24 protein-coding genes and 2 pseudogenes are annotated in these 26,093 nt (G+C 69.8%); 13 read left to right on the forward strand and 13 right to left on the reverse strand.

Translation table 11 applies throughout. The annotated features are described in order from the left end of the window. Positions 1-87 precede the first annotated feature (87 nt). The 5 genes from E1294_RS04415 to E1294_RS04435 are packed head-to-tail and all read left to right on the forward strand — an operon-like array spanning position 88 to position 6,705. Positions 88-1,710, forward strand: coding sequence for an ABC transporter substrate-binding protein (locus E1294_RS04415; RefSeq protein WP_132504719.1), 1,623 nt, complete (start codon positions 88-90; stop codon positions 1,708-1,710). Beyond that, positions 1,707-2,645, forward strand: coding sequence for an ABC transporter permease (locus tag E1294_RS04420; protein ID WP_132504721.1), 939 nt, complete (start codon positions 1,707-1,709; stop codon positions 2,643-2,645). The genes E1294_RS04415 and E1294_RS04420 overlap by 4 nt, the downstream gene beginning before the upstream one ends. Beyond that, positions 2,638-4,503: a dipeptide/oligopeptide/nickel ABC transporter permease/ATP-binding protein gene (locus tag E1294_RS55425; RefSeq protein WP_132504723.1), complete on the forward strand. Its 1,866-nt coding sequence runs from the start codon at positions 2,638-2,640 to the stop codon at positions 4,501-4,503. Before E1294_RS04420 ends, E1294_RS55425 begins: the two co-directional genes overlap by 8 nt. Next, positions 4,493-5,473 carry an ABC transporter ATP-binding protein gene (locus E1294_RS04430; RefSeq protein WP_132504725.1) on the forward strand — a complete coding sequence of 327 codons (981 nt, stop codon included), beginning with the start codon at positions 4,493-4,495 and terminating at the stop codon, positions 5,471-5,473. Before E1294_RS55425 ends, E1294_RS04430 begins: the two co-directional genes overlap by 11 nt. Positions 5,474-5,481: 8 nt before the next feature. Then, positions 5,482-6,705 (forward strand): acyl-CoA dehydrogenase family protein, encoded by a 1,224-nt coding sequence (locus E1294_RS04435; RefSeq protein WP_132504727.1) that lies wholly within the window; start codon positions 5,482-5,484, stop codon positions 6,703-6,705. Positions 6,706-6,762: 57 nt separating this feature from the next. On the opposite strand, the gene E1294_RS04440 is transcribed toward E1294_RS04435, so the two are convergent. After that, a complete protein-coding gene (locus E1294_RS04440; RefSeq protein WP_132504729.1) occupies positions 6,763-7,347 on the reverse strand; it encodes a DUF6879 family protein in 585 nt (194 codons plus the stop codon). Positions 7,348-7,449: 102 nt separating this feature from the next. Here E1294_RS04440 and E1294_RS04445 point away from each other — a divergent pair, with 102 nt between their 5' ends. Further along, entirely contained in the window at positions 7,450-8,016 is a 567-nt protein-coding gene (locus tag E1294_RS04445) for a kinase (protein WP_246082808.1), read from the forward strand. 55 nt (positions 8,017-8,071) lie between these two features. Here E1294_RS04445 and E1294_RS04450 read toward each other — a convergent pair whose 3' ends face one another. The 5 genes from E1294_RS04450 to E1294_RS04470 form a co-directional block, all read right to left on the reverse strand. After that, entirely contained in the window at positions 8,072-8,875 is an 804-nt protein-coding gene (locus E1294_RS04450) for a polyphosphate polymerase domain-containing protein (protein ID WP_132504731.1), read from the reverse strand. After that, the gene (locus tag E1294_RS04455; protein ID WP_132504767.1) at positions 8,872-9,444 is read right to left on the reverse strand and encodes a DUF4956 domain-containing protein; all 573 of its coding nucleotides are present in this window, start codon (positions 9,442-9,444) and stop codon (positions 8,872-8,874) included. The genes E1294_RS04450 and E1294_RS04455 overlap by 4 nt, the downstream gene beginning before the upstream one ends. Before the next feature lie 82 nt (positions 9,445-9,526). Further along, positions 9,527-10,189, reverse strand: coding sequence for a response regulator transcription factor (locus tag E1294_RS04460; RefSeq protein ID WP_132504733.1), 663 nt, complete (start codon positions 10,187-10,189; stop codon positions 9,527-9,529). After that, on the reverse strand, positions 10,186-11,583 hold the full coding sequence (locus tag E1294_RS04465) for a sensor histidine kinase (RefSeq protein WP_220447542.1): 1,398 nt from the start codon (positions 11,581-11,583) through the stop codon (positions 10,186-10,188). The genes E1294_RS04460 and E1294_RS04465 overlap by 4 nt, the downstream gene beginning before the upstream one ends. A 12-nt stretch (positions 11,584-11,595) precedes the next feature. After that, positions 11,596-11,958 (reverse strand): hypothetical protein, encoded by a 363-nt coding sequence (locus tag E1294_RS04470; protein ID WP_132504735.1) that lies wholly within the window; start codon positions 11,956-11,958, stop codon positions 11,596-11,598. 191 nt (positions 11,959-12,149) lie between these two features. Between E1294_RS04470 and E1294_RS55430 the strand changes: the two genes are divergently transcribed. Together E1294_RS55430 and E1294_RS57015 are read left to right on the forward strand one after the other, a co-directional pair. Continuing rightward, the gene (locus E1294_RS55430; RefSeq protein WP_246082810.1) at positions 12,150-12,254 is read left to right on the forward strand and encodes a hypothetical protein; all 105 of its coding nucleotides are present in this window, start codon (positions 12,150-12,152) and stop codon (positions 12,252-12,254) included. Further along, entirely contained in the window at positions 12,209-12,337 is a 129-nt protein-coding gene (locus E1294_RS57015) for a hypothetical protein (RefSeq protein WP_281284365.1), read from the forward strand. Before E1294_RS55430 ends, E1294_RS57015 begins: the two co-directional genes overlap by 46 nt. A 384-nt stretch (positions 12,338-12,721) precedes the next feature. Here the strand turns inward: E1294_RS57015 and E1294_RS04480 are convergent, their stop codons facing one another. From E1294_RS04480 to E1294_RS04490, 3 genes are read right to left on the reverse strand one after another with little or no spacing between them, the layout of a single operon-like run. Beyond that, positions 12,722-12,970, reverse strand: a complete 249-nt coding sequence (locus E1294_RS04480; RefSeq protein WP_220447544.1) for a hypothetical protein — start codon at positions 12,968-12,970, stop codon at positions 12,722-12,724. Between the two features lie 21 nt (positions 12,971-12,991). Next, positions 12,992-17,050, reverse strand: coding sequence for a WXG100-like domain-containing protein (locus E1294_RS04485; protein WP_132504737.1), 4,059 nt, complete (start codon positions 17,048-17,050; stop codon positions 12,992-12,994). 3 nt (positions 17,051-17,053) lie between these two features. Then, positions 17,054-17,359: a hypothetical protein gene (locus E1294_RS04490; protein WP_132504739.1), complete on the reverse strand. Its 306-nt coding sequence runs from the start codon at positions 17,357-17,359 to the stop codon at positions 17,054-17,056. 458 nt (positions 17,360-17,817) lie between these two features. On the opposite strand from E1294_RS04490, the pseudogene E1294_RS55435 reads away from it, so the two are divergent. Beyond that, positions 17,818-18,138: pseudogene (locus tag E1294_RS55435) on the forward strand (LuxR C-terminal-related transcriptional regulator); the annotation flags it as partial. Between the two features lie 362 nt (positions 18,139-18,500). Here E1294_RS55435 and E1294_RS04500 read toward each other — a convergent pair. The 4 genes and pseudogenes from E1294_RS04500 to E1294_RS04510 all read right to left on the reverse strand — a co-directional run bounded on the left by E1294_RS04500 (position 18,501) and on the right by E1294_RS04510 (position 22,147). Continuing rightward, positions 18,501-18,746, reverse strand: coding sequence for an alpha/beta hydrolase (locus E1294_RS04500; protein WP_132504743.1), 246 nt, complete (start codon positions 18,744-18,746; stop codon positions 18,501-18,503). A 181-nt stretch (positions 18,747-18,927) separates the two neighbouring features. Further along, on the reverse strand, positions 18,928-19,548 hold the full coding sequence (locus E1294_RS04505; protein ID WP_132504745.1) for a LysE family translocator: 621 nt from the start codon (positions 19,546-19,548) through the stop codon (positions 18,928-18,930). A 44-nt stretch (positions 19,549-19,592) separates the two neighbouring features. After that, positions 19,593-19,965 (reverse strand): annotated as a pseudogene (locus E1294_RS55440) (transposase); the annotation flags it as partial. Between the two features lie 955 nt (positions 19,966-20,920). Continuing rightward, positions 20,921-22,147, reverse strand: coding sequence for a serine hydrolase domain-containing protein (locus tag E1294_RS04510; RefSeq protein ID WP_132504773.1), 1,227 nt, complete (start codon positions 22,145-22,147; stop codon positions 20,921-20,923). Between the two features lie 240 nt (positions 22,148-22,387). Here E1294_RS04510 and E1294_RS52395 point away from each other — a divergent pair, with 240 nt between their 5' ends. The 4 genes from E1294_RS52395 to E1294_RS04525 all read left to right on the forward strand — a co-directional run bounded on the left by E1294_RS52395 (position 22,388) and on the right by E1294_RS04525 (position 25,977). Further along, entirely contained in the window at positions 22,388-22,525 is a 138-nt protein-coding gene (locus E1294_RS52395; RefSeq protein WP_165977078.1) for a hypothetical protein, read from the forward strand. A gap of 4 nt (positions 22,526-22,529) precedes the next feature. Further along, positions 22,530-23,306, forward strand: a complete 777-nt coding sequence (locus E1294_RS04515) for a MerR family transcriptional regulator (protein WP_132504747.1) — start codon at positions 22,530-22,532, stop codon at positions 23,304-23,306. Between the two features lie 672 nt (positions 23,307-23,978). Next, the gene (locus tag E1294_RS04520) at positions 23,979-25,781 is read left to right on the forward strand and encodes a tetratricopeptide repeat protein (RefSeq protein ID WP_132504749.1); all 1,803 of its coding nucleotides are present in this window, start codon (positions 23,979-23,981) and stop codon (positions 25,779-25,781) included. Then, positions 25,690-25,977: a tetratricopeptide repeat protein gene (locus tag E1294_RS04525; RefSeq protein WP_165977079.1), complete on the forward strand. Its 288-nt coding sequence runs from the start codon at positions 25,690-25,692 to the stop codon at positions 25,975-25,977. The genes E1294_RS04520 and E1294_RS04525 overlap by 92 nt, the downstream gene beginning before the upstream one ends. Positions 25,978-26,093: the final 116 nt, after the last annotated feature.

The raw sequence follows: 26,093 nt of genomic DNA on the forward strand, positions 1-26,093 counted from the left end.
CGATTCTCTCGCGGCTCTTGTGCGGAATTTCACCGATAGTACTATCGGTGAAATTGCTCTCGGGGGGATGACCGGGAGGAGGCGTGGATGAAACGCTGGAGAACGCCGGCCACGTTGATGCTGGCAGCGGCGGTGATGCTGGCGTGCAGCGGGCAGCGCCCCGTCGCCGCCCCGCAGTCGGGCGCGTCCGCGTCCGGCCCCGTCCAGGGCGGGCGCCTGGTGTACGGGTTGAGCGCGGACGCCAACGGGTTCAACCCCGTCACCGACCAGTTCGCGGGGCAGAGCTACAGCATGGCCGGAACGATCATCGAGACCCTGACGGCCGTGGACGCGAACGGCGACTGGACACCGAACCTGGCCGAATCGCTCACCCCCAACGAGCGACACGACGAGTGGACGATCAAGATCAGGGACGGGATCTCGTTCTCCGACGGCATCGCCCTGACCGGTGAAATCGTCAAGGCCAACCTGGAGGCGCAGAAGGCCTCGCCGCTCAACGCCGCGGTGCTGGCCCCGGTCAAGACGTTCGAGCTGGTCGACCCGATGACGGTCAAGGTCGCGCTCAAGCAGCCGTGGGTGGCCTTCCCCTACTACCTGGACGCGCAGGTCGGCATGATCGTGCCGCCCGCCTCGCTCAAGGACCCCAAGGCGGCCAGCCTCGAACCGGTGGGCACCGGGCCGTTCCTCTTCAAGGAGTACGTGCCGGACAACCGCATGGTCGTCACGCGCAACCCGCGCTACTGGCGTCAGGGGCTCCCCTACCTGGACGAGATCGAGTTCCGCATCCTGCCCGACAGCCAGACCCGCGCCCAGACGCTCGACGCCGGCGGCATCGACGCCATGGGCACCTCCCGCGACGAGGACCTCACCAAGTACGGCGCCCAGCAGGACGCCTACACGGTCCACCGGTCGGAGGGCATGGCCGTGGCCGAGTACATGTTCATGCTCAACACCACCGTGGCCCCGCTCGACGACCTCAGGGTCCGCAAGGCGCTCGCCCACGCCACCGACCGCGAGACCGTCATCTCGACCCTGCGCGGCGGGCTGACAGAGCCGGCCGAGGGCCCGTGGTCGAAGGACTCCACGTGGTACGCCGAGGGCGGCGACTACCCCGCCTACGACCCGGGCAAGGCCGCGGCGCTGGTCAAGGAGGTGGAGGCCGAGAAGGGCCCGATCCGCTTCGAGATGATCTCCACCCCCGACCCGAACACCATGCAGGGCATCGAGCTGGCCCAGGACATGTGGCGCAAGGCCGGCATCGACGTCACGATCAAGCAGGCCGACCAGGCCGACCTGATCAACCGCGCCGTCACCGGCAACTTCGCAGCCACCGTGTGGACCGCGTTCTCCTCGCCCGACCCCGACGGCGAGTACATCTGGCTGCACCAGGCCTACTCCCAGCCCGTCGGCAAGGTGTCCCTCAACTTCACCCGGTTCAAGGACAAGCAGCTCAGCGACGCCTTCGACGTCGGCCGCACCAACCCGGACGAGGCCGCGCGCAAGAAGGCGTACGCGACCGTGCAGCAGCGGCTGCGCGAGCTGGTGCCGTACGTGTTCATCGACCACCTGAACACCGGCTCCATCGTGGCCAGGACGAAGGTGCACGGCATCGGCGAGCAGCTGCTGCCCGACGGCGAGAAGGGCCTGCCGCTCACCGGGTCGCCCATCCCCTACCACCCGTTCACGCAGCTCTGGGTCGACCCGCAGTGATCATTGTCCACCGGCTGGTCCGGCTCCTCGTGGTCCTGCTCGTCGTGACCTTCCTGTCGTACGCGCTGCTCAACCTGCTGCCCGGCGACCCGGTCACGCAGATCCTGGGCCTGTCGGCGACCGAGGAGGCCCGCGCGCAGGTCCGCCAGGACCTCGGGCTGGACCAGCCGCTGCTGGTGCGCTATTTGGGCTGGCTCGGCGGGCTCGTCACCGGCGACTTCGGCGAGTCGTACATCACCCGGATGCCCGTCGCGAGCGAGCTGGCCGAGCGGCTGCCCGTCACCCTGGAGCTGCTGGTCGCGGCGCAGGTCATCGCGCTGGGCCTGGCGATCCCGGTGGGCGTGGCCGCCGCCCGCCGCGCCGGCCGGGCCCTGGACCAGGCGCTCACCGCGCTCAGCTTCGCCCTGTTGTCGACCCCGGTCTTCGTGCTCGGTGTGCTGCTCATCCTGGTCTTCGCCGTCACCTGGCAGGTCGTGCCGGCGACCGGCTGGACCCCCATCTCGCTCGACCTGGGCTGGAACCTGACCTCGGTGATCCTGCCGGCGATCACGCTCGGCTGCGGCCAGCTCGCCGTCTACGCGCGGCTGCTGCGTACGGACCTGATCGCCACCCTCCAGGAGGACTACATCACGCTGGCCCGCGCCCGCGGCCTGTCGCCGCGCCGCATCCTGTGGCGGCACGCGCTGCGCCCGTCCGCCATCTCCCTGATCACCGCGGTCGGGCTCAACCTGGGCGCGCTCATCGGCGGCACGGTGATCATCGAGACCCTCTTCGGCCTGCCCGGCGTCGGGCGGCTCATCGTCGACTCCATCCTTTCCCGCGACTACCTGACGGTGCAGGGAGGCGTCGTGCTGATCTCGGTCGGTTACGTGGCGGTCAACTTCGCGGTGGACCTGGTGTACGCCGCCGTGGATCCCAGGATCCGGCGTGCGTAGCCGGTTGGGGTGGGGTTTCTGGGCCTCCGCCGGCTGGATCGGGCTGGTGTTGCTGGCCGCGGTCCTGGCCGACGTGCTGCCGCTGGCCCGCTACGACGAGACGCTGGCCGGGCCGCCGCGCTCGGGGCCCAGCGCCGCGCACCCGTTCGGCACCGACGGCCTCGGCCGCGACGTGCTCAGCAGGATCGTGTACGGCGCCCGTGTCTCGCTCGGCGTGGGCATCGGAGCCGTGCTGCTCGGCCTGGGCATCGGCGCGCCGCTCGGCATCCTGGCCGGCTACCGCCGCCGCGCCACCGACGCGGTCATCATGGCCGTCAACGACGTGGCGCAGGCGTTCCCCGCGCTGGTGTTCGCGCTGGCCGTGGTGGCCTTCGCCGGGGCGAACCTGCGCAACGTGCTCATCGTCCTCGGCGTGCTGGGCGTGCCGTCCTGGGTCCGGCTCATCAGGGGCGCCACGCTGACCTACGCCGAGCGCGAGTTCGTGCTGGCCGCCCGCGTGCTCGGCACCCGCGACCGGCGCATCCTGTGGCGGGAGATCGTGCCGAACGTGGCGGTGCCGGCGGCGTCGTACGCGTTCATCGGGATGGCCGTGGTCGTGGTCGCCGAGGGCAGCCTTGCCTTCCTGGGCCTGTCCGTCCAGGCGCCCACCCCCACCTGGGGCGGGCTGATCAACGAGGGCCGCACGCTGCTGGAGAGCGCGCCGCACGTGGTGCTGGCGCCCTCGGTGGTGATGTTCCTGACCGTGCTCTCGTTCAACCTGGTGGGCGACCGGCTCAGGTCGCTGACGGACGTGCGGGAGAGCGGCCTGGAGCCGGTGCGCCAGGCGGCCGCCGCCCCGCTGCCGTCCGCCGAGCACGAGGTCCGCGCCGACTGCCTGCTGCAGGCGGAGGACCTGCGCACGCACTTCGTCACGCCGCGCGGCGTCGTCAAGGCCGTGGACGGCGTCTCCTTCACCCTGGAACGCGGGAAGACGCTGGCCATCGTCGGCGAGTCGGGCTCCGGCAAGTCGATGCTGATCCGCTCGATCCTGGGCCTGCTGCCCGGCTCCTCCGTCAGGGGCGGGCACGTCTACCTGTCGGGCGACGACCTGACCGCCCACAGCCCCGCCCAGATGCGCTCGGTGCTCGGGCCCCGGCTCGGGACCGTCTTCCAGGACCCGATGACCGCGCTGAACCCCGTGCGCACGATCGGCACCCAGGTGACCGAGCCGCTGCGGGTGCACCTGGGCATGGGACGCAAGCAGGCCCGTGCCGAGGCCGTGCGGCTGCTGACCTCCGTCGGCATCCCCGACCCCGAGCGCACGTTGCGCCGCTACCCGCACCAGTTGTCCGGCGGCATGCGGCAGCGGGTGACGATCGCGATGGCGTTGTCGTGCGGGCCCGACGTGTTGTTCGCCGACGAGCCGACGACCGCGCTCGACGTCACCATCCAGGACCAAGTGCTGCGGCTGCTGCACCGGCTGCGCGAGGAGCGGGACATGGCGGTGGTGCTGGTCAGCCACGACCTGTCGGTGGTGGCCCGGTGGGCGGACGAGGTGATCGTGATGTACGCGGGCAGGGTCGTGGAGCGGGGGCCCGCGGCGAAGGTGTTCGCCCGGCCGCGGATGCCTTACACGGAGGCGTTGTTGCAGGCCGCGCCCCGGCTGACCGACCCCGTGCACCACCGGCTGCGCGTCATCCCCGGCCGGCCGCCCGATCTGGTGGACCTGCCGCGGGGATGCGCCTTCCAGCCGCGCTGCCCGTACGCGCGGGACCGGTGCGCGCGCGAGGCGCCGCCGCTGGCCGCCTCCTACGCCTGCTGGTACCCGCGCGACCACGCGGAAACTCTCAAGGAAAGGGCGGACAGCGGTGGCCGGTAGCGGAAACGCACACCTGCGTCCCCGTGACGAGGTGCTGCTGCGGGTGGAGGATCTGGTCGTGGAGTTCCCCACCGGACGCGGCCGAACCGTACGGGCGGTCTCCGGCGTGAGCTTCGACCTGGCGCGGGGCGAAACGCTCGGAATCGTCGGCGAGTCCGGCTGCGGCAAGTCGAGTGCCGCCAGGGCGCTGGTCCAGCTCCCGCCGCCACGGTCCGGCTCCGTCCGGCTCGACGGGCTGGAGCTGACCGCCCTGCGCGGCGAGGCCCTGCGCAGAACCCGGCGCCGCCTCCAGATGATCTTCCAGGACCCCATCTCCTCCCTCAACCCGCGCCGCCGCGTCCGCGAGATCGTCGGAGAGGGCCCCCGCGTGTGGGACCTGCCCGGCGACCGGGTGGACGAGGTCCTGGAGGCGGTCGGCCTGGATCCTGAGGCGGCGGCGGTACGGCGGCCGCACGAGTTCTCCGGCGGGCAGTGCCAGCGCATCTCCATCGCCAGGGCGCTGATCCTCGATCCCGAGGTGGTGATCTGCGACGAGCCCGTGTCGGCGCTGGACGTCTCGGTGCAGGCGCAGATCCTCGGCCTGCTGGAGGACCTCAAGGACCGCTACCGGCTCACGCTCGTGTTCATCGCCCACGACCTGGCCGTGGTGAAGAACGTCAGCGACCGGATCATGGTGATGTACCTGGGCAAGGTGTGCGAGCTCGCGCCGAGCGACGAGCTGATCTCCCGTCCCGCCCATCCGTACACGCGAGCGCTCATCGCCTCCATCCCCGACGGCGACCTGAACCTCCCGCCGGCCGACACCCTGATCAGCGGCGAACCGCCGTCGCCCGTCGACCCGCCGACCGGGTGCCGTTTCCGTACCCGCTGCCCGCGCGCGTCGGCCAGGTGCGCCGATGAGGAGCCCCGGATCCGGCGGGTCGGCGAGGACCACTGGCTCGCCTGCCACCACCCCACTGACTCACCGTAAGGAGCAGCATGGCCATCGATTTCACCCTCGCCCCCGAGCACGAGGAGATCCGCAAGCGGGTCCGCGCCTTCATCCAGGGCACCGTGGCCCCCGCCATGGAGGACCTGAAGGAGGGCGACCGCGACGCGTACCTCCGCACGATCTTCCACCTGCGCTCCCTCGCCAGGGCCGAAGGACTGTGGCTGCCCCACATGCCGAAGGAGTGGGGCGGCATGGGCCTCGGCCACGTGGAGCTGGCCATGGTGCAGTCGGAGGCCGCCAAGACCCGCATCGGCCCGTGGGTGCTCAACTGCAGCGCCCCCGACGAGGGCAACATGCACACGCTGCTGCACTGGGCGAACGACGAGCAGAAGGAGAGATACCTCCGGCCCCTCCTTGAGGGCACCACGATGTCATGCTTCGCCATGACCGAGCCGGAGGTGGCGGGCTCCGACCCCACCCTGATCCAGACGACCGCCGTACCCGATGGCGACGAGTGGGTGATCAACGGCCACAAGTGGTTCATCTCCAACGCCCGCCGCGCCAACTTCGCCATCCTCATCGCCAGGACCGAGCAGGACGTGCCCGAGGGCTCGCGCGGCGCCAACACCGCCTTCCTCGTCGACCTGCCCGACCCCGGCTGGAACGACGTGCGCGAGGTCGAGACGATGCACGGCTCGACCGGCCACAGCGAGATCGTCATCGAGGACCTGCGGTTGCCCGGCAGCCAGATCCTCGGCGGCCGCGGCAACGGCCACCGCCTCGGCCAGTACCGTCTGGGCCCGGCCCGGCTCGCCCACTGCATGCGCTGGATCTCCCAGGCGGAATCGGCCCTGGACATGATGGTCGGCCGCGCGCTCACCCGCTACAGCCACGGGTCCCTGCTGGCCGAGAAGCAGGGCATCCAGTGGCTGATCGCCGACTCGGCCATGGAGCTCTACCAGTGCAAGCTGATGGTGCTGCACGCCGCCTCGAAGATCGACAAAGGTGAGGACTTCCGCACCGAGGTCTCGATGGCCAAACACTTCGTCGCGAACAGCCTCAACCGCATCATCGACCGGGCCATCCAGGTGCACGGGGCGCTCGGCTACTCGACGGACACGCCGCTGGCGCACATGTTCCAGCATGCCCGCTGGGCCCGCTTCGCCGACGGAGCCGACGAGATCCACCAGATGCGCATCGCCGAACGCACCATCGCCGCCTACCAGGCCACCGGCTCGACCGCCTCCGCCACCGGCGACCTGCCCCTCTGAGACGTCGGCAGGACTCTTTCCTCCTCGTCGGGATATGAGACAGGCAGCCTCACTGCTTCAGACGGCCACCTGGGGAGCAGGCAGCGGGACGATCTCGCGCTCGTAGTAGGCCAGGAAGTCCTCCCCGGCGGTGAACAGCTTGTCCAGCTCGCCCCGGCAGGCGGCGATCGCCTCCTGGTCGTCGATCCGCCGGGCGCCGCTGTGGATGCCCGAGGCGTCGTACGTCACCTCGTACATCACCGAGGTCCCCAGCACCACCAGCTCGGGCAGCCGCCGGTCGATCTCCAGATCGGCCACCTGCTGAGCGGCGAGCACCCGCACCTCCTCGCCCGCCGCGCCGCGCAACGCCAGCACGTGCATCTCCCACCGCAGGTAGGAGGTGATGGGCGGCTCGACGATTCGCAGCCGCCTGCGCGCGAACCCCCCGGACGCGGCCGGCCCGTCGTCGATCAGCCTGAGCGACCGGCCCCGGTCGCCCTCCGTCAGCGCGGCCCATCCCGGTTCTCCGGCTCCGGAGAAGCTCTGCACCCGCTCGACCTTCCACAACACGTCGTCCATCCGGCGGTAGCTCGGCCAGAAGTCGTCGAGGTAGTCGTCGGCGCTCAGCGAGACGCCCGGTATCTCGTGGATGCGCTCAAGCATGAAGACTTCCCTCGTGGCCGGGCATCGCTGCAGGTCGTTACGGTGCCTATCACCGGCCAGGTCCCGAATAAACGGATGCGGTGGGGCGGTTAGCCTGGTGCGGTGCGTGGACGCTCGGACCAGACCCAGCTGATCGTGTTGCGCGGCAACTCCGGCTCGGGCAAGACCACGGTCGCGCGAGCCCTCCGCGACGCCTACGGCGGGCGCGGCCTGGCCATCGTCAGCCAGGACGTGCTGCGCCGCGAGATCCTGCGCGAGCTCGACCAGCCCGGCGGCGTGAACATCGGCCTCATCGACACCGTCACCCGCTACGCCCTCGACCACGGCCACCACGTCATCCTGGAGGGCATCCTCACCAGCGGAAGATACGGCGACATGCTGACCGCGCTGCGCCGCGACCACCCGGACCGCAGCCACTTCTTCTACCTCGACGTCTCCTTCGAGGAGACCCTGCGCCGCCACGCCACCCGCCCCCAGAGCAGGGAGTTCGGCGCGGACATGATGCGCGACTGGTACGTCGAACGCGACCTGCTCCCCGGCGCCGGCGAGATCGTCATCGACCAGACCAGCTCCCTGGAGGAAACGGTCAGGCGGATCATGTCGCGCACGCTCACCCCGGCACCGTCCGCGTCTCTCCGAGAACCTCCGGCACGATCCCGCCGTCCCTGACGTGGCGCGTGGTCAGCCCCAGCGCCTGCCGCATCGACTCGTCCATGGCCGATCACTAGGCCGCTCGGCTGAGACAGGACATCTCCTCCTGAGGCTCGAGAAAGCGTCGCAGCACCGGACGCCAGCGGTTGCTGCCCGGCAGTTCGCGCATCGCCGCCATCCCGATGCAATATTTGCTCACACTGACCGGCCGCACCCCCAACCCGCGCAGCACCCTGTCGACCAGGGCCCTGCCGTCGGCCGACTTCGACTCCAGCAGCACCAGGTCGCGCCGCGCGGGCACGCGCCGGCGCCCGTCGTGGCAGAGCAGCCCCGTGTCGCAGGTGAGCCGGGCCGCCCCCGCCCGGTCGATGAGCGTCACACGCCGGTAGTCGGTGGACAACACCGGTCCGAGCGCGGCGGGCGGGGCGAGGCGCAGCTCCCCGACCAGGGTGTTGTGCACGAAGTCGCACGCCTCCTGGGTGAGGACGTGTGCGGGCACCCCGTCGTACGGGATGCGGTGCTTGTCGGTGCTGCCGCGCGCGCCGCTGAGCTTGAGCTCCAGCCACCGCCCGCCACCGTCCAGATAGGTGCGGGTACGGAGCTTGAACCTGCGCCGCCGCCCCTGCCGATGCTGGCGGAAGGTGAGCAGGTCGGGGGTGTCGAAGTAGGTCGAGGTGTAGCGGAACTGCCGTCTGCCGCCGATGCGGAGCACGGAGAACCGGTCTCCCAGCTCCCCCGCCAGCCGGGCCATGGTCGTGCCCGTCACGAGATATTTGCAGTCGACCCGGCTCATCAGCTCGGGCACGTCCGCCAGCCCGACCGGCCTGGCGGCCGCGGCCACCCCGGCGAGCAGCACGTCCGCGTCGGGTCCAGTCATCGCCGCACTCCCATCGTCGCCTTGGGCCCCGATGTGGGCGCCGGTTTCGGCACCGCGTAACGGACGTCGACCACGGTCACGTCGCGTACGTAGTCGACCTGGGTGACCACGCAGTGCAGCACCCGCGCGCGCAGCCGGCCCTCCAGGTCCGCGCGGAGCAGGTCGGGGTCGGCGTGGACGACGTCCAGCGTCACGACCTGCTGCCGGGTGCGGCCGAGCAGTCCGGGATGGTCCGCGATGTACATGATCGCCAGCAGCACGCCGTTCAGCAGCAGCGCGGTCAGCGGCCACTCCCCGGCCAGGCCGTTGACCAGCCCCAGCACGATCGCGATGAAGTAGTAGGCGATCTCCTGCTGGGTGATCTCGCTGGACCGCAGCCGGATGATCGACAACACCCCGAACAACCCGAACCCGACCGCGATGTCGACCCGCTGGACGAGCAGCAGCGACACCACGGCGAAAATGCCCACGTTGAGCGCGACGTAGGCGAACAGCAGGTCGCGCCGGTGGTGCCGCCGATAGTAGAGCCCGTAGGCCAGCGCGACGATCGCCGCGAGGTCCATCACCATCCCGGTTGCCACGTTTTCTCCCTCTGTAGTGCCGTTGATGAACAGCTTCTACGTGTGGGGTGAAGCAACCGTGAGGTGATGATTAGGCGGCTCTCATCCGGTAACCGGCGCCGCGGACGGTCTCGATGCGCTCGGCGCCGATCTTGCGTCGCAGATAGCGTACGTACACGTCCACGACGTTGGAGCCCGGGTCGAAGTCGAAGCCCCACACGTGGCTGAGCAGCTGCTCGCGGGTCAGCACCTGGTCGGGATGGCGGCAGAAGATCTCCGCCAGCGCGAACTCCCTGGCGGACAGGTCGACCGCGCGGTCCCCGACGTACGCCCGCCGCGTGCGCAGGTCGAGCGACAGGTCCGAGACCCGCAGCACGGTCACCTCGGGCGTACGCTCGGCGCGCAGCCTCAGCCGCACCCTGGCCAGGAGCTCCTCGAAGGCGAAGGGTTTGGCGATGTAGTCGTCGGCGCCGCCCTCCAGCCCCGCCACGGTGTCGCTCACGCTGTCACGCGCGGTCAGGATGATCACGGGCATGGTGACCCTCGACTCGCGCAGCCGCCGCAACACCGTGAACCCGTCGCTCAGCGGCAGCCCGATGTCGAGGATGAGCAGGTCGAACCCGCCCGCGCAGGCCAGGTCGTACGCCGCGACCCCGTCGCCGACCACGGCGGTCACGAAGCCGTTGGCCCGCAGCCCCTTCTCCACGAAGGAGGCGATCCTGGATTCGTCCTCGGCGATCAGAATACGGTTCACCACTGCCTCCATAGCTGCCGCAGCGGCAGGGTCATGACAAAGCAGGCTCCTCCGCCCGGAGCCTCCGTCACCTTCACGTCGCCCCCATGGGCCTCGGCGATGGATTTGACGATGGCCAGCCCCAGGCCGGCACCGTCGTGGGCGCCGGTGCGGCCCGCGCCGCGCACGAACCGCCCGAAGATGCGTTCGCGCTCGGCGGCCGGCACGCCGGGGCCGCTGTCGCGTACCCAGAGCTCCACCTGCTGGTCGCGGGCGGCGGAGCCGACGGCGATCAGGTCGCCGTCGGTGGTGTGGCGCACGGCGTTGGCCGCCAGTTGCATGAGCGCCTGCGTGAGCCGCTGGCGGTCGGCCGGGAGCCGCGCCTCGGCCACCTCGTCGACCCGCCACCGGCGTTCGCCGAGCGCGCGGGCCTTGGCGACCACGCTGACCGTCAGGTCGGCCAGCTCGACGTCGTCGACCGTGAGGAACCCCGGCTGCTCGGCCTTGGCGAGGGTGAGCAGGTCGTCGACGATGCGGTTCATGCGGTCGAGCTCGTCGGTGACCAGGGCGATGGTCTCGGCGCGGTCTGCGGGGTCCTCGCCCATGAGCTCCAGGTGACCGCGGATGACGGTGATCGGGGTGCGCAGCTCGTGGCCGGCGTCGTCGAGGAAGCGCCGCTGCCCGACGAACGCGCGCTCCAGCCGGTCGAGCATGTGGTTGAACGTTCCGGCCAGGGCGGCGACGTCGTCGTTGCCGGGCACGTCGAGCCGGCGCGTGAGATCGGTGGAGTCGCTGATCTGCTCCGCGGTCTGCCTGACCAGCCGGACGGGGGCGAGCACGCGTCCGGCCACGAGCCAGCCGGCGCCGCCCGACAGCGCCATCGCGGCCAGCGCGGACAACCCGAGCGTGCTCACCGCCTCCACGATCTCGTCGCGGTGGCGGTCGTAGAAGATGGCCACGACGAAGTGGCCCTGGCGGGGGTCGCCCTGCACCCGCACCGGGATCACGGCGTATTTGACCGGGCCTTCCGCGCTCTCGACCGTGCCGCGCTCGGCCTCGGTGGCCTCGGCCATGTCGGAGACCAGCTCGGCGTCGGTGTCGATGCGTACGGGCGGCGGGATGGCGGTGACCTTGTGGGCCTCGCCGTCGACGATGCTGAAGAAGGTCTCCCACCGGTCGGGTGTGTTGACCGACAGGTATCCGTCGAGCAGGTCTTCGAGTGCGGTGAACGAGTGGCCGGTCTCCGGGTGGACATAAGCGCGCAGTTTGTCCACCTCGTTGCTGATCTCGAGGTTGATCCGGCTGTCGAGCCGGGCGAGCAGGATGGACCAGGTTGCGAAGATCGATACTGACAGGGCGAGGCCGACGACGGCGAGCATCCAGCCCACGATCCGGGCACGGGCGCTCACCCGCATGTGACCTCCTCGTCAGTCGTCGTCATCGCCGCCACCATCATCGCCGTCATCGTCGTCGTCATCGCCGCCGCCCGGTCTCGGCGAGGGCGGTTTGACCGGCTCGGCCTTCGTCTTTCGCGGTGTGGAGCCTGCGCTGTGGCGGGGACCGGGGCTCTTGGACGGCGAGCCGGAGACGGCGGGCTCGGAGGTCTTCTGGCCGCTCGGGGTGGGACTGGATGTTCGGGGATCGGACGTGCTGTGCCCGTCGGGTGAGGGCGTCACCACGACGGGCCCGCCCAGATCGGGCTCCTCGGCCGCCTGCACCAACCCTACCGACATGAATCCCGCCACGGCCGCCGCCAGGACGAGGAGGATCACCGTTCCCCGCTGCTTCATGGGGCCGAGCATGACGCCTTTCGAGGAGACCACGCTGAGGTCCGGATGAGAAAACTCTCATCTGGAGCCCTCGCCATCGCCGTAGAATAATGTTCTGGTTCCGGCCGATCGGCTCAGTCCCAGGAGGAGCACGGATGCGCGTACAGGGCAAGGTCGTCGTCACGGGCGCGGCCGGCGGGATCGGCAGGGCGATGGCCCGCAGGTTCGCCGCGGAGGGGGCCAGGACTGGAGCCGCCTCTAAACGGTCAACGTGCTGGCCCACGTCTACGCCGCCCGCGCCGCCGTACCGTCCATGATCGCTCGCGGCCGGGGCCACCTGCTCAACACCTGCTCGGCGGCCGGGCTGATCAGCTGCCCGGCGACGCGCCGTACGCGGTGACGAAGGCGGCGGCGATCGCGCTCGCCGAATGGCTGGCCATCCACTACGCCTCCAAGGGCATCGGGGCCAGCGTATTGTGCCCGCAGGAGGTGCGTACGGCGATGCTGGGGCAGGGCCTGGCGGACGACCACCTGACCGCCAGGGCCGTCGGCGCCGCCGCGCCCATCCTGGACGCGGCGGATGTCGCGGACGCGGGGATCGAAGGCCTGGAGGCGGAGCGGTTCCACATATTTCCGCATCCGGAGGTGGCGGAGTGCGTACGCCGCAAGGCCGAGAACCCGGACCGGTGGCTCACCGGCATGTCCCGATTCGTCGACTCCCTGACAGAGGGCGCCCGAAGCGACGAGAACGCGAACCACCCGCGCCTGTCAGGCGGGGTGCCCCTCACCCGCCGGAGTCCCGCTCGTAGGCGGCCAATGCGGGCTCCCCGCCGTCGCGCAACTCGAAAAGCACGCCGCGGTCGCCGGGATAACGCCGACGGTGATCGAAGCCGCCGAAATAGATCTGGTCCGGCACGCCGCCGGGGAAGGCCTCACAGAAGGGCAGGAACCGGTCGAGCGACGTCGTCCCTGCCGGGTTCGGCCGCTTCTTGATCCGGGAACACGCGTCGCAGATGGCCGACCGTAGCCGCATATCCTCTCTCTCCTGCCTTCACTATGGCGGTTCGTAGTCAGGGTTGTCGCACCAGGGACCGTATTCCGGCTCGGCCAAACCGTTGCCGACGTCTTCCTGATTCAGCATCACCCGGTATCTGCGCACGTGTTTGTAAGGAAATCCCCCGGGGACGGCGACCTCCTGCTGGCGCCCACCGTACAGTTCGCTGCCGACGGTCCGGTCCGCGTCGATGCCGCCGCTCAGATCGAGCTCGTACTGGTATTTCCCGCGCCAGGGCATCACCGGGCTGCGGCTGGTGGACACGAAGGCCCCGTTTCCCGCCCCGAGGTGTTGGTACAGGTCGGCGTCGTGGATGTCTTTCGCCAGGAAACCGGTGTCCTTCAAAAGCTCCGGGCTACGGTTGTCCACCCGGTAGAGGGGTTCCCGCGTCGTCCGCATCACCACGTCATCGACATGGTGCCGGAGATTGTCGATCACATAATTCGACAGAGCATCCCATTGGGCGTCGGTTTTCGGCGGGTCGACCCGTCCGGCCGCATATTCGTTGGGCGGGGCGTAGCCCGTTGGGGAGATGCCCCGGGGGAAGAGGCCGAGGCCCAGTCGGTCCTTCACGCGCCCCCGCTGCTTGAGGTCGTTTTCCGTCCTCACCGTCAGGTCGAATATGTGGGCGGGTATCCAGCGCTCGCCGCGGCGCGCCTCCCATGCCGTACGCTCAATCACGATGTCGGCGCTGACGGCACCTATTCTCTTGTGCAGCGGCAGTCGCCCGTCAGCCGACAGATCCACCTCGCGGCCACGCCGGTCGTAATGGACCCCGCCCCGGACGCGGAACCCATGATGTTCGTCGAACATTCCCGCCCCGTTGCCGGCGAACCACTCGGTGAGCGCCTCGCGGGCGTACTTCATGGCAGCCTCCCTGGCGGGCCCAGCGAAATGAATGTCGCTCCTGTGCAGATCGGGCCGGTGCTTCTTGACGTGCTCCATTCCCGCTGTCCAGACGGTGTCGATGACGTCCGTCAGGCGGTCCTCGATGTGGCGGATGATCCGGTGGATCTGCCGCTGCACGATCCGCTCGCTGTTGGGCAGCGACGGATCGTTCAGCGGGGGCACGAACTCGCCGCGTCTCGCCGCCGCCTCGGCCTCCTCCTCGGCGCGCTTCACCCACGGGACGACATCGGAAGACGTGGGGTCACCGCCGCCGGCACTCCTGGCGCCGGATGCGCGAGGCTCCGCCACGGCCGGGCCCGCGTCATGGCCGGCATGGTCGTCGTCCACCGTCGTCCGAATGCCCGCGGCTGCCCCTTCGCCCTCTGGATAGAGCTCCTCGTGCGTCCTTCCGAAGTGGCTTTTCAGCGCCCCGTAGACATAGTCGTGGCCCTTTCTGATTTCTCGCCACTGTCGATGGTCCGGCGGTATGGCTCGTCCGTTCTGTTTGAATTCCTGCCAGACAGTCATATCGTCGAGCCCGGCGGCGAGAACCAGTTCGCGCTCGAGAACCCTGCACTCCTCCCAGCGGACCCACTGGTTCTGTTGCGCCGCGGCGGCGCGGTCCTCCCCGATGCGGAAAGCCTCCAGCGCCACGTCCACCCAGAAGTCGTCGGCGTCGTTCTCCGGCGAGGAGAAGGCGTCCCGGGCATGCACCTCTTCGGGCTCCCGTGTGCGGGGAAAACCGTCCGCGGGAGGACGAGGCCGGCTCGCCGTGTCACGGGACATGTGCCGGTCGATCACCCGGCCGATCGCCGTGGCCAGCGGGCGCGGACGTTCGGCGTTGTGGTATTCGGTGAACGCCTCCGCGATCATCTCGTGCGGGTCGGACGCTCCGATGGTCGACAGGTGCCACTCGACCTCGGTCCTGATCGCCGGATCGTCGTGGAAGCCCTCCGCGTCGTACGGCATGCGCAGCGCCCGGGACACGACCTGGTCGAGCTCCGCACGGATGGCGGGATCGTCCAGCATGCCCTCGGCGAGTTGATGACCGTACTCGTGATACACGATGCCTTCGACCGTGCCCCCGCCGGGCACCGTGCGGCCGGTTTCCTCGTCCCGCGCTCCACGTTCCACCATGCCGGCGTGGTCGGCGAAATGCCGCTGGTTGAGGTACACGCCCCGGCGTTTCCCATTGGTGACGGCCACGGCGGGCTGGGTTTCCGCACCGGGAAGGTGACCGAACTCTTCGTCGAAGTTCACGACCCGGAAGTGGCGGAGAGCGGCGACCGGATAGCCCTCGGCCAGCCTTTGTACCACCGCCGCACTCGCGCGCGCGGCCTCCGGGTGAATGCCGCCGAGATCGACGCGAAGGCCGGCGGCACGCAGACGTTCGGCCAGGCGTTCCGCCTCCCGGGCTTCCCCCTCATGCGTCTCCGGCCCTGCCTGCTTCGACACCGCGCCACCGTCCCCGGACGGAGCCGGGGCCGGGGTCTCCCTCCTGCCGTGGGCGCCGGAGCCCGTGTCCCGTGCCGCGATGGGTACCGCTCCTCCGCCAGGAGCGCTGTTGGCCGCGGTCGCCGCCTGAGCCGACGCGGAGGGCGGGACGGCAGAGCCTGACGCGGACGGCGAGGCGGAAGCACCCGACACGGAGGGCGAGGCGGCAGGACCCGGTGCGGGGGGCGAGGCGGAAGCACCCGACGCCGACGGCGAGGCGGCAGGACCCGGCGTGCTTCCGTGGGGCGAGCCGTCCTGAGCCACGGGCGGGGAGCTCACGGGAGCCGGTTCGGGGCTCCGCACCTGCGAAGGGGAGGAGCCGCTGCTCCCCGCCGGCGCACTCCACGACGGATCCGGAGACGAAGCGGCATGGCCGGTGGCCGGGACGTACGAGCCGCCGAGCGCGCTCATCAGATCGGCCGTGGACGGCACGACGTCCTCGCTCGTGAGTCCCGCGTCGTCACCAGAGGGGGAGGCAGGGGCCGCAGGCGTGCTCGGCGCTCCGGAATCCGGCAGTGCGCGGGAAGGCGCGGCGGGCAACGGCTCGCCGTCTTCGTGCCCTGCGAGGCCGGATGCCGGGGAGGCCGAGGTGGAGGAGGACGCGGCGGCGGGAGGGTCGGACGGGGCCGGCGTGGACCCGGCCGACGGAACCGGCGTGGGGTTGGTGCCCACTGTCGGCGATCCGGCTGGCGGGAGAGACGCGTCCGCCGCGGGAGCGGAGTCGGCGACCCCGGGAACGGGCGCGGTGGTGGGGTCGGCGGCCCCGGGAAGCCCGGAAACGGGCGCGGCGGATGTCGAGCCCGCTTCGAACGGGGTGATCAGCTCGCGGATGTCCGTAGCGGTGCCGATGACGGACTGGGAGGCACCCGCGCGGGCCAGGTCTTCGAGCGAGACGGGCTGACCCGTGATGAAACCCATCACAGCGGCCGCGGCGGCTCCCCCGGTGGCACCGCTGAACGCGCTCTGGCCGGCGGATCGCAGCAGCAGCATCCTGCTGGCGTCGGCGATGCCGGTCGCATCCGGCGCGCCCCTGCGGTTCAGGGCACCCTGGGTGAGACTCTGCACCACCGACTCCATGGCCTCCTGGAAGCCCTCGATGGCGGCCTTGCCGAGATCGATCCGACCGCGGTTGCCCTGGAACGCCTGTATGCCCTGGACCGCCATCGACAGCCCGGCCCCCGTCGCGAAGTCGACGGCGGCGTACCGCAGCATGGCCTGCAGGAGCTGCCGGTAGATGAGCGTGATCCGCATCCGCTGCTGAGCCAGCCGGGCCGCGACCGCACCCGCGGTGATTCCGCCGGTCCAGAGCGCGGTCACGAGCCTCACGATCGACACGACCACCACGGCCAGCGTGGCGAGGATCATCATCTGGGCGTACTCGATCTCGGTGGCGGCGTCCTTGAACTGGGTGCCCATGGCCCGGCAGAGTTGTTCGAGCCGTCCGGCCGACTCACGCAGCTCGCTCGCGTGGGCCGAGAACGCCTCGGACGAGTCGCCCTTGTTGTGCGACCTCACCTTGCCGAGCGCCTCGTCCAGGTCGGGAAGGAGCGCCTTCACGTCGTCCGCCGCGCGCAGCCACGCGTCGCCGAGGCGGCGCATGGCCTCGATGTCGACATCCGGCCACTTGCAGCCGCCGAGCCATCCGGCCGCCCACTCGGCCCAGGCGGGGAACTCCATGGATCAGGCCTTCGGCCCCGTGTCGCCGTCGGCCTCCGCCATGAGGCGCCCCATGTCCCCGACGCCGTCCGCCGTGCCGGACAGTTGCGTGATCACCTGGCCGAACACCTGCGTCGCGACCCCGCCGTTGGGCTTGAGCGATTCCGCGAGCTGCCGGCCCGCCTTGTCGTCCCTCTCCCAGCCCTCGTTGGCGGCGATCTCCCCCTCCAGCACCGACCTGACCTTGCCGAGCTCGCCGGCCAGCGCACGCAGCCGCGCGGCGTCGCCGGACAGCCTTTCAGGCTGCGCTTCCAGGCGCCTGACGTTCATTTCCGCCTTTCCTGTCATGTCCGCCGGCTGTCACGATGAGAAGCGGCCCCCGGGCGCCTGACAGCGCGGATCGCCACACTTCGCTTCCCGAGTCCTTTACGACGCTGATCCAGCGTTGCGTGACATGTTTCGCTGGATATCAATCCAGCTATCGGCTGCGTAACGCGAACACAGCAGCGGGTTGTGACATCCAGCCATCGTACTGTCGCCCCGTTTCATAGCAGCATTCATCAAGAAATTTCGAAATATATGCCGCGACCGACCTGTATGCCGTATCCGCCCGCCCGGGCATCTGCCGGCCGACGTCCCACGCCATGCCTGAGGCATCCGCTCGTCTGCTCCGGCGGCAACATCATCCCGCGCCGGCTCGCCGAGGTCCGGCGGCCACCCCAGCCAGAGGTGCCCCGTGCCCGGGATGCGGTTCGGGAAGCGCTCGGCACTGCCCCCCGGGAGAGACGGCCAGCGTGCGGGTGCTCATCCTCACCACGTTCGACCTGGACGCCTACGTCTACGCGGGGCTGCGCGCAGGCGCCGGCGGGTTCCTGCTCAAGGACACCCCGCCGGACGGCCTGCTCACCGCGATCCGGGTGGTCGCCGCCGGCGAAGCGCTGCTCGCGCCCACGGTCACCCGCCGGTTGATCGCCGAATTCACCCGGCGCCCGGCGACGCCGCCGCTCGCCCCGGACCTGGACGGGGTCACCGAGCGGGAGCGCGAGGTGCTCACACTGATCGCGCGCGGGCTGTCCAACGCCGAGATCTGCGCATACCTGCATCTCAGCCCGTGGCAGGCCTTCTCGCTAAACCGGGCAGCTGGAGCCGAGCCGCTGCCAGGGTGAGCAGTTGTCGCCGGAAGACGAGCAGCACAGCCGCCTGTGCCAGCCGTTCGAGAAGCACTTGTACTGGTATCCGCACACCGCCGACGCCTTCTCTTCCGGAAGTACCAGCGCCAGAGCCCTGTCGATGAGCACTCTCACGTCCTGCCTCCTCGTATCGCCTGCCTACTGACGGTCGTGGCGATTATCCGGACGGGCACTGGCCGCCGGTTAGCGCGGCGATAGCGCGCCCCGCACCGCGGAGTTCCTCACCTCGCAGAAGGTCGCATGGCGGCCGACGTCAGCCCGACCGTCGGCCGCCCGTCGGTCTACTGCCGCTTGGCCTTGGCCCCGACTTCCTGGTCCGCCGGGCAGTGGAAGCCCTGCGGAGGCACGGTCAGTGTGAGCAGGTACTTGTCCATCGCTGTCGTGATGCACTCGGTCCTGCCGTAGATGCCGTGGCCCCAGCCCTCGTGGGTGAGCAGCACAGCTTTGTGACCGAGCTGGCGGGCCACGTTGGCCGACCACTCGTACGGCGTGGAGGGTGTACGCCGAAATACCGTGTTGGAGGTCATGCCAGCTCTCCAAGGTCCAGGTGTGGTGTCCAGGTGACTGGGAGGCCGCGAACGTCGTAGGTGACGGTGTATGTGCGGAAATCGATGTCCTCCTGCGCGACCGCGCAAGGAGGGAAAGCGGCGGAGCAGCACATTCAGCGGGGCGCGCGATCCCGGTTGGCGACCGAGCGTGCCTTCGGCGTTAGCGCTGTGAGAGGGCCAGACGGACACCAAAAGCGATCAGCACCGTTCCTGTGACGGCGTCCATAGCACGCCGCACCCGCGAGCGGTTGAACAGCGTCCGCGCCTTGTTGATCGCCACGGTGTAGCACGTGAGCCACGCGAAAGTTATCAGCGAGAACAGCAACCCGAGCAGCATCATCGTAACGAAGTCCCCGCCGGGGGCGAACTGTGGCAGAAGGCTCATGAAGAACGCCGCCATCTTGGGGTTCGCCAGGTCGTTGATCAACCCCTGGCGTAGAGACCGGCCCGGGGTCAGATGCAGGAGTGGGCCGCCCGCGGCGTCCGGGCCGCTTCCACGCCAGGCCGCCCGCAATGACTGCAGTCCCAGATACACCAGGTAGGCGGCGCCCGCGAACTTCATCACCAGGAACGCAGGTTCCGAGGCGTGGATAAGCCCGGCGATGCCGAGGCTGGTGGCCACCGTCCAGATGGCCTGGCCGATGGCCACGCCTGCTGCGGTCCAGATGCCGCCCCGGCGCCCGCCTGAGAACGCGTTGCGTACGGTGAGCGCCGTGTCAGGGCCCGGGGTGCAGATAACGACGATCGACACGCCGATGAAGGCGGAAAGCTGAACCCACATGAATCCCAGACTAAGGGCCTGTTCCTGGTTGAGACGGCGGGTTGGAGGCTGCGGATCCAAATCAGGGCTCCTCGTAAGGAGGCCGGCGAGGTAACTGGCAGGTGCCTTGTCGTAGCGGGTGACCAGCCCCCGCCAGTCTTTGGTCTGGTTGATGCATCGCTCGGCGGCGCTGCGCTCCTTGTACTACTGGTCGTCGTGGCTGAGAGGCCGTCCACCACGGCGGCCTCTCATCTTCCGGTTGGCCGCTTGGTCGGCCTTCTCCGGGATGACGGCCTTGAAACCGCGTCGCGCAGGTAGGCGCGATTGGCGCGGGAGGAGTACGCCTTGTCGGCGGCGACCGCGCCGGGGCGGGCGCGCGGGCGACCCACCGGGCCGCGGACCCCTCACACCTTCCAGGACGGCCACGAAGCGCGGGGTCAGCAGCCCCCTCCGAGTCCTAGACCTGAGGACATCCACGACTTCGACGTGGCGCAAGACGCCAGAGCCGGGTTGTGGCGTGCACCAGGCCGGCGACCACGGGCATGACGCTCGTGACCAGCCATTCTCGAACGCGGCGCGTCGAGCCGCCCAAGCCAGACCGCGTCAACCTGTCCTGGCACGAACCGGCCAACCGGGCGCCCCGCATCCGCGTGGTCTCGCACACCTGTGCGTGCAAGGCGATGACGAACGAGCTATGCGCCGTCGCCGGTCAGGGCTTCGTCCGCCGTACGGATCGGAAGGAGGGCACCGTCCACGAAACCGCGTGGTCGCTGACCTCGGCGGCCAGGCGTACCTTCGATCAGATTCTCCGGGGCGAAGCTCTATGAGGACCTTCACCGTGACACGCTGGCACCGAGCGATTCGACGGCGAGGCCCCGCACACCTGGGTGGTTGCAGCCCTCGACGTCACGACAGCCATGTACAAAGCCTCGGCCTACCACGCGCTCTCCCTGGACCAGCAACCACCCGACCTGGAGAGCGACCCCGCTCACACTTTCGAAGGTCTCCCATCCGACAACTGTGCCCACCACTGGAACGATCTACGAACCGCCACCCCGGCTGTGTGAACCCGGCGATCGGCCCCATATCCATCCCGATCGGCACGTCATCGCCGATCGGCTGTTTCGCTTCTATCACCGGTGCGAAGAGCCCTTATGTTTCGCCGCTCTGTCCCTCTGCGTGTCCGCTGCTCGATTCCGGTCCCATAACCGGCGGCAATAGGAGACTGCAACCGGGCAATCCCCTGACAGCGGATGCCGTGGTAAAGACCGCTTACACGCGATAGATCTTACTGTACGTGCTGACTTGCGTACTTTCAGGGTCTTATTGATCGTTGACTGGCGACGTATCGTCGACCGGTTGTGCCTGCTCGGCCCGGCGTCCGCGCTCGGAGTCAGTCGTCGAGTGCCTGGTAGGTGGTGGTCCAGAAGTCGTTGATGAGCCGCATTGAATCCAGGGTGGACATCCCGACCTGGGTGAACAGGATTCCGGTGAGCCGGTTGGTCGGGTCGGCGTAGACGGTGGTGCCGGTGCCGCCATCCCAGCCGAACTGGCCGATGGGGGCGTAGTCGCCGCGGTAGGTGCGCACCCCCATCCCGAAGCCCCAGCCCCCGTGCAACGCCTGGCCAGATGTCAGATGGGCGATGTTCCGGTACATGGTGTCCCGGGCAGCCTCTTGCTCGGGGGTGAGGCGGTTGGTGGTCATCAGCTCCACTGCGGCCCGGGACAAGATCCGCCGGCCTTCGTGCATCCCGCCATTGAGCAGCATCTGGAAGTAGGCGCGGTAGTCCTCGACGGTGGAGACCAGCGCGCTGGCGCCCTGGAACGCCGGAGGCTGGCTGGCCCGTCCGCCTTCCGCCTCGTCCCACACGGTGAACTCGCCGGTCTGCGGGTCGGGCCCGTACAGGGGGGGCAGCCGGTCGATCTTGCCGGCGGGCACGTGGAACCCGGTGTCGGTCATGCCCAGCGGGTCGAAGATCCGCTCGCGCAGGAACGTCTCCAACAACCGGCCGGTGACCCGGGCGACCAGCACGCCGAGCACCTCGTAGCTGAGGTCGTACAGCCACCGCTGTCCGGGCTGGTACGACAGCGGCAGTTCGCCGAGGCGGCGCATCCACTCGTCCGGGTGGGGCGCCGGACCGGATGCCACGCTGTAGTCGGTTGCCTTGAAGGTCGCGGCCCTGATCGGGGAATCCATCAACTCGAAATCGACTCCGAGCCCGAACGTGGAGGTCAGCAGGTCCCGTACGGTGATCGGCCGCCGCGCCGGGACCGTGTCCTCTATCGGGCCGTCGGGCCGCGTCAACACGCGCCGGTCGGCGAGTTCGGGCAGCCACGGATCCACCGGCTCGTCCAGCCGCAGCCTGCACTCGTCGAGCAGGACCATCGCCGCCGCCGTCGTGACCGGCTTGGACACCGACGCCATCCGGAAGATCGTGTCCCGGCGCATCGGCGCGCCGCCCTCGGCGCGCATCGTCCCGATCGCTTCGACGTGCGTCTGGCCTCCCCGGCTGACCAGGGCGACCAGCCCGGGAATCTTTCCGGACTCGACATGGCGTGCCAGCACCTCGCGCAGGCGGCGCAGCCCTGCCTCGGAGAAACCGCTGTTGCTTTGTTCCATCATGAATCTCCTTGTCCACAGTGTTCGATCTCACGGCGGCCCTGGTGGCCACCGGCCCCTTCGAGGCGGCCATACGATGAGCGTGCACCCTGACCTAAGGTCAAGGTCAACCTCTGTCGCGATCATGGGCTGACCTGCGCCGACCTCAGGCGTCCCCGGGGCCTGGGCCAGAGATTGGGCCGCGGTCCGCGCGGTCCGGCGCGGTGATGGACTGGAACAGATGCGCGCTACCCTGGCCCTGTGATCGCCTGCGACCAGTACCCCAAGGTGAATGCGAAGGTCGCCGGCTACCACGGCTCCATCCCGCGCAAGGACTTCCGGGCCGTCGCCAATGCGGTGTGCGAGACCACAGCCACCCGCGATCTGGAGGTGCGCTGAGCCGATGGCAGACGGGCTCACAATCGGTCAGGCGGCGGCGTTCGTCGGCGTCACGATCAAGACCGTACGGCACTATCACCGGCTCGGCCTGGTCGCCGAGCCGAAACGTGACGGTTCGGGCTACCGGCGTTATCGGTCGGCCGACCTGCTGCGGCTGGTTCAGGTCCGGACGCTGGCCGAGGCCGGCGTGCCGCTAGCCGAGATCGGTGACCTGCTCGACTCCGATCCCGAACCGTTCGCCGCCGCGCTGGACGACGTCCATCGTCGGCTCACCGAACGGATCGAGGATCTGATCGCGCGCCGCGACACGCTGCACCGGCTCGCCCACGGTGACCGGGCCCTGCTGCCCGACCGGGCCTGCGCGCTCTTGGACCGACTGGCCGATCTCGGCTTCAGCCCCGACTACGTGGCCACCCAACGGGAGGCTCTGGTGCTGGCCCGGGCACTGGTTCCGGAGATCTTCGACAGCTTCCTGACCCGGCTCGAACACTCGCTCGACGATCCCGAGTTCGTCGAGCTGACCAAGCGCGGCGTCGATGCGATGTTCTGGGATCCCGAGGACCCGCGAATCGAGGAGCTGGCGTCCGCGCTGGCCGACAAGCTGCTGGCCGACCGCGCGCTGCTGGCGACGCCGACCGGGTCTCAGAGCCAGTCCGACGCCGCGGCCCGGTACGGACTGGTCAACCACCACCGGGAAGACCAAGCGCCAGCCATCGCCCGGTTGAACGCGCTGGTCGAGGCGAAACTGCGCGCGGCCGGCATCGACATCCCGAATCAATGACCGGCATCCAGCCACGATCGCCACTACGGCCAGCCCCAAGGCGCGGTCCAAGCGTTCAACGAACCGCTCGCTAGATGAATACGCGGGCGGCCCCGCCGGACGTTCAGATCTCGTCGTCGTCTTCGGCAGCGTCCGGATCGCTGGGGTCGCGCAGGTCGCGGATGGCGCCCCTCGGCGGCGACCGTCTTGCGCATGCTCCGCGACCAAGAGGACGGGACCAGCACCGATCCCGATGCGGCGGGCGCGGCGGCTCGATGACCTCGCCCGTTGTCCCGGCCCGCCCACTCCAGGCAGGCAAAGATGGGACGCATGCCGGAGCCGAGCAAGTCGCCCGGCGACCGCACCTCCAGCACATCCTGGGCCATCGGGATAAACCTTTCCAAAGCCACAATTGGCGCGCTAATTCGCTGGGAATTTCACCGAGCCAACCGAAAGCTGCACCGTGCGGGCCGAGGGACTTCGTACAGTTGCGACATGGATCCCGTGAGCGTCGTGGGGGCGTTGGCGGGAGTGGCCGCGGCGATCATCGCCGTCCTGCAGTTGCGCCGAACCCCCCGTCAGAGCGTCTCGGCACCCGCGGTCCCGCCTCCGCCTGAAACGCCTCCATCTCAAGTGCCTCCCTCTGAAACGCCTCCCTCTGAAACGCCCTCTTTTGATACGCGTCCGCCTGAGATGCTTTCGTCTGAAGTGCGGCCGAGGGCGTCCGCCGTCCCGGTGCTCCGGGCGCCGATCGGGCGGCTGCCTCAGGTGCGTGGCAGGGAGGACTTGCTGCTGCGGCTGGAGCGGCGCCTGGCCGAGCCGGACGGCGCGTTCCACGTGCTGGGTGGCCTTGGAGGGGTCGGCAAGACCACCGTTGCGCTCGCACTCGCCGAGCGGGCGCGGAGAACGGGGCGGCGCGTGTGGTGGATCGCCGCCACGGACGCGCAGACCGTGACGTCGTCCCTGCTGGCGTTGGCCGCCGAGCTGGGCGCATCGGCGATCGAGGTCGAGGAGGCGCGTGCCGGGCGGCGTGATCCCGCCGATGTGCTCTGGACGCGGCTGGAGGAGCGGACCGGCTGGCTCCTCGTCCTCGACGGCGCCGACGACCCGCACGCGCTGGAAGTCGCTGGGGCACCGGTACGCGACGCGACCGGCTGGCTGCGGCCCACCACGTCCGGGCTGGTCGTCGTGACCACCCGCGTCGTCGAGCAGCGCGTCTGGGGACGGTGCGGCCGGGTCCACCACGTCCTGTGCGTGAACGAAGGCGACGGGGCAAGAATGTTGCTCGACCTCGCCGGCGACGCCGGCACGCTGGAGCAGGCAGGCGCGGTGGCCAGGCGGCTGGGCGGGCTGCCGCTGGCTCTGTCTCACGCCGGCAACCACCTCGCCTCCCCCTTCTCCAAGGAGAGGACCTTCCCCGACTACCTTCTCGCCCTTGACGACCGCTTCCCCGCGCTCCTCGGTGGCGGTGGCGGTGGCGGTGGCGGTGGCGAGCCGTCGATCACCACCACGTGGGAGATCTCCCTTGACGCCCTCGCCGAGCGCGGGTGCCGGCAGGCCCGTCCCCTGCTGCGGGTGCTGGCCTGCCTCGCCCCGGGGGTGGGGGTCGACGCCGCGCTGCTGGACGCCGCGCCGCTGGGTGAGATCTGCGGCGGCGAGCACAACGTACGCCCGGGGCTGGAGGCGCTGAGGTCCATGGGCCTCATCCAGGCTCGCGCGCCTGCCGGGATGCTGGTCGTCCATCCCTTGGTCGCCGAGGCGAGCCGTACGCATGTCACGCCGGACATCACCACCGTCGCGGTCGCGCTCGTACGCGGTGCGATGTCCGGCAGGCGTCACGACACGCCTTGCGACTGGCCCGCCTGGCAGGAGCTGATGCCTCACCTGCGCGCCCTGCTGTCCATCGCGCCCACGGCCCTGGCAGAGAGGGCTCTGGTCGAGCTGGCCGAGCTGGTGAGCCGCGCGTGCGGGGCGCTCCGGGCGAGCGGCTATTACGCCGCCGCCGCGGAGCTCGCGACGTCCTCACTCGGGCAGGCCGACGTTCTGGGGGCGGGCCACCCGCGGGTTCTCGCCCTGCGCCACCAGCGTGGCGCCGCGTGGGCGTCCATGACCCGCGCCGTCGAGGCGGAGGCGGAGCTGGCGCATGTCCTCCGGGCACGGGCCGAGCTGCTGGGCGAGGATCATCCTGACACGCTGGCGACTCGGCACGAGTTCGGGTTCGCCCTCTTCGAGCAGGGGCGTTACGTCGAGGCGCACGGCTGCTACGAGCAGACGCTGTCCACCAGGACGCGGGTCCTGGGCCCCGACCACCCGGACACCCTCACCACCTGGCACGAGATCGGCCGGGTCCTCGCCATGCGCGCCCGCCCTCCTCAACGAGGCCGAGGCGGTGTGCCGGAGGGTGGTGGAGGCGCGCGCCCGTGTCCTCGGCCCCGAGCATCCCGACACCCTGGCCAGCCGCTTCTACCACATCCGCGCCGTCGGCGATCTCGGTGACTACGCCCTGGCGGAGAAGGGTTACGCCGACCTCCTCGCCGCCCGCATCCGCGTCATCGGGCCGGATCACCATCTCACGCTGCGCACACGTTTCAACCTGCTGATGAACGTGGCCCTGCAGGGGCGCACCGCCGAGGCCGCGCTGGGCATGGCCGACCTGGCGGCCTACCAGACCCGCGTCCTAGTACTCCAGTGACACATCGCGATCATGGATCGGATCGGCGCTGGTAGTGGTAGTGCCGGGCTGTGGCTTGGTGGCGTCGGCGCCAGTGTGACCAGCGCAGAACGTCCGTGATGGAGCGGTGCCGGATC

Source organism: Nonomuraea diastatica (assembly GCF_004349015.1).
Lineage (GTDB): Bacteria > Actinomycetota > Actinomycetes > Streptosporangiales > Streptosporangiaceae > Nonomuraea > Nonomuraea diastatica.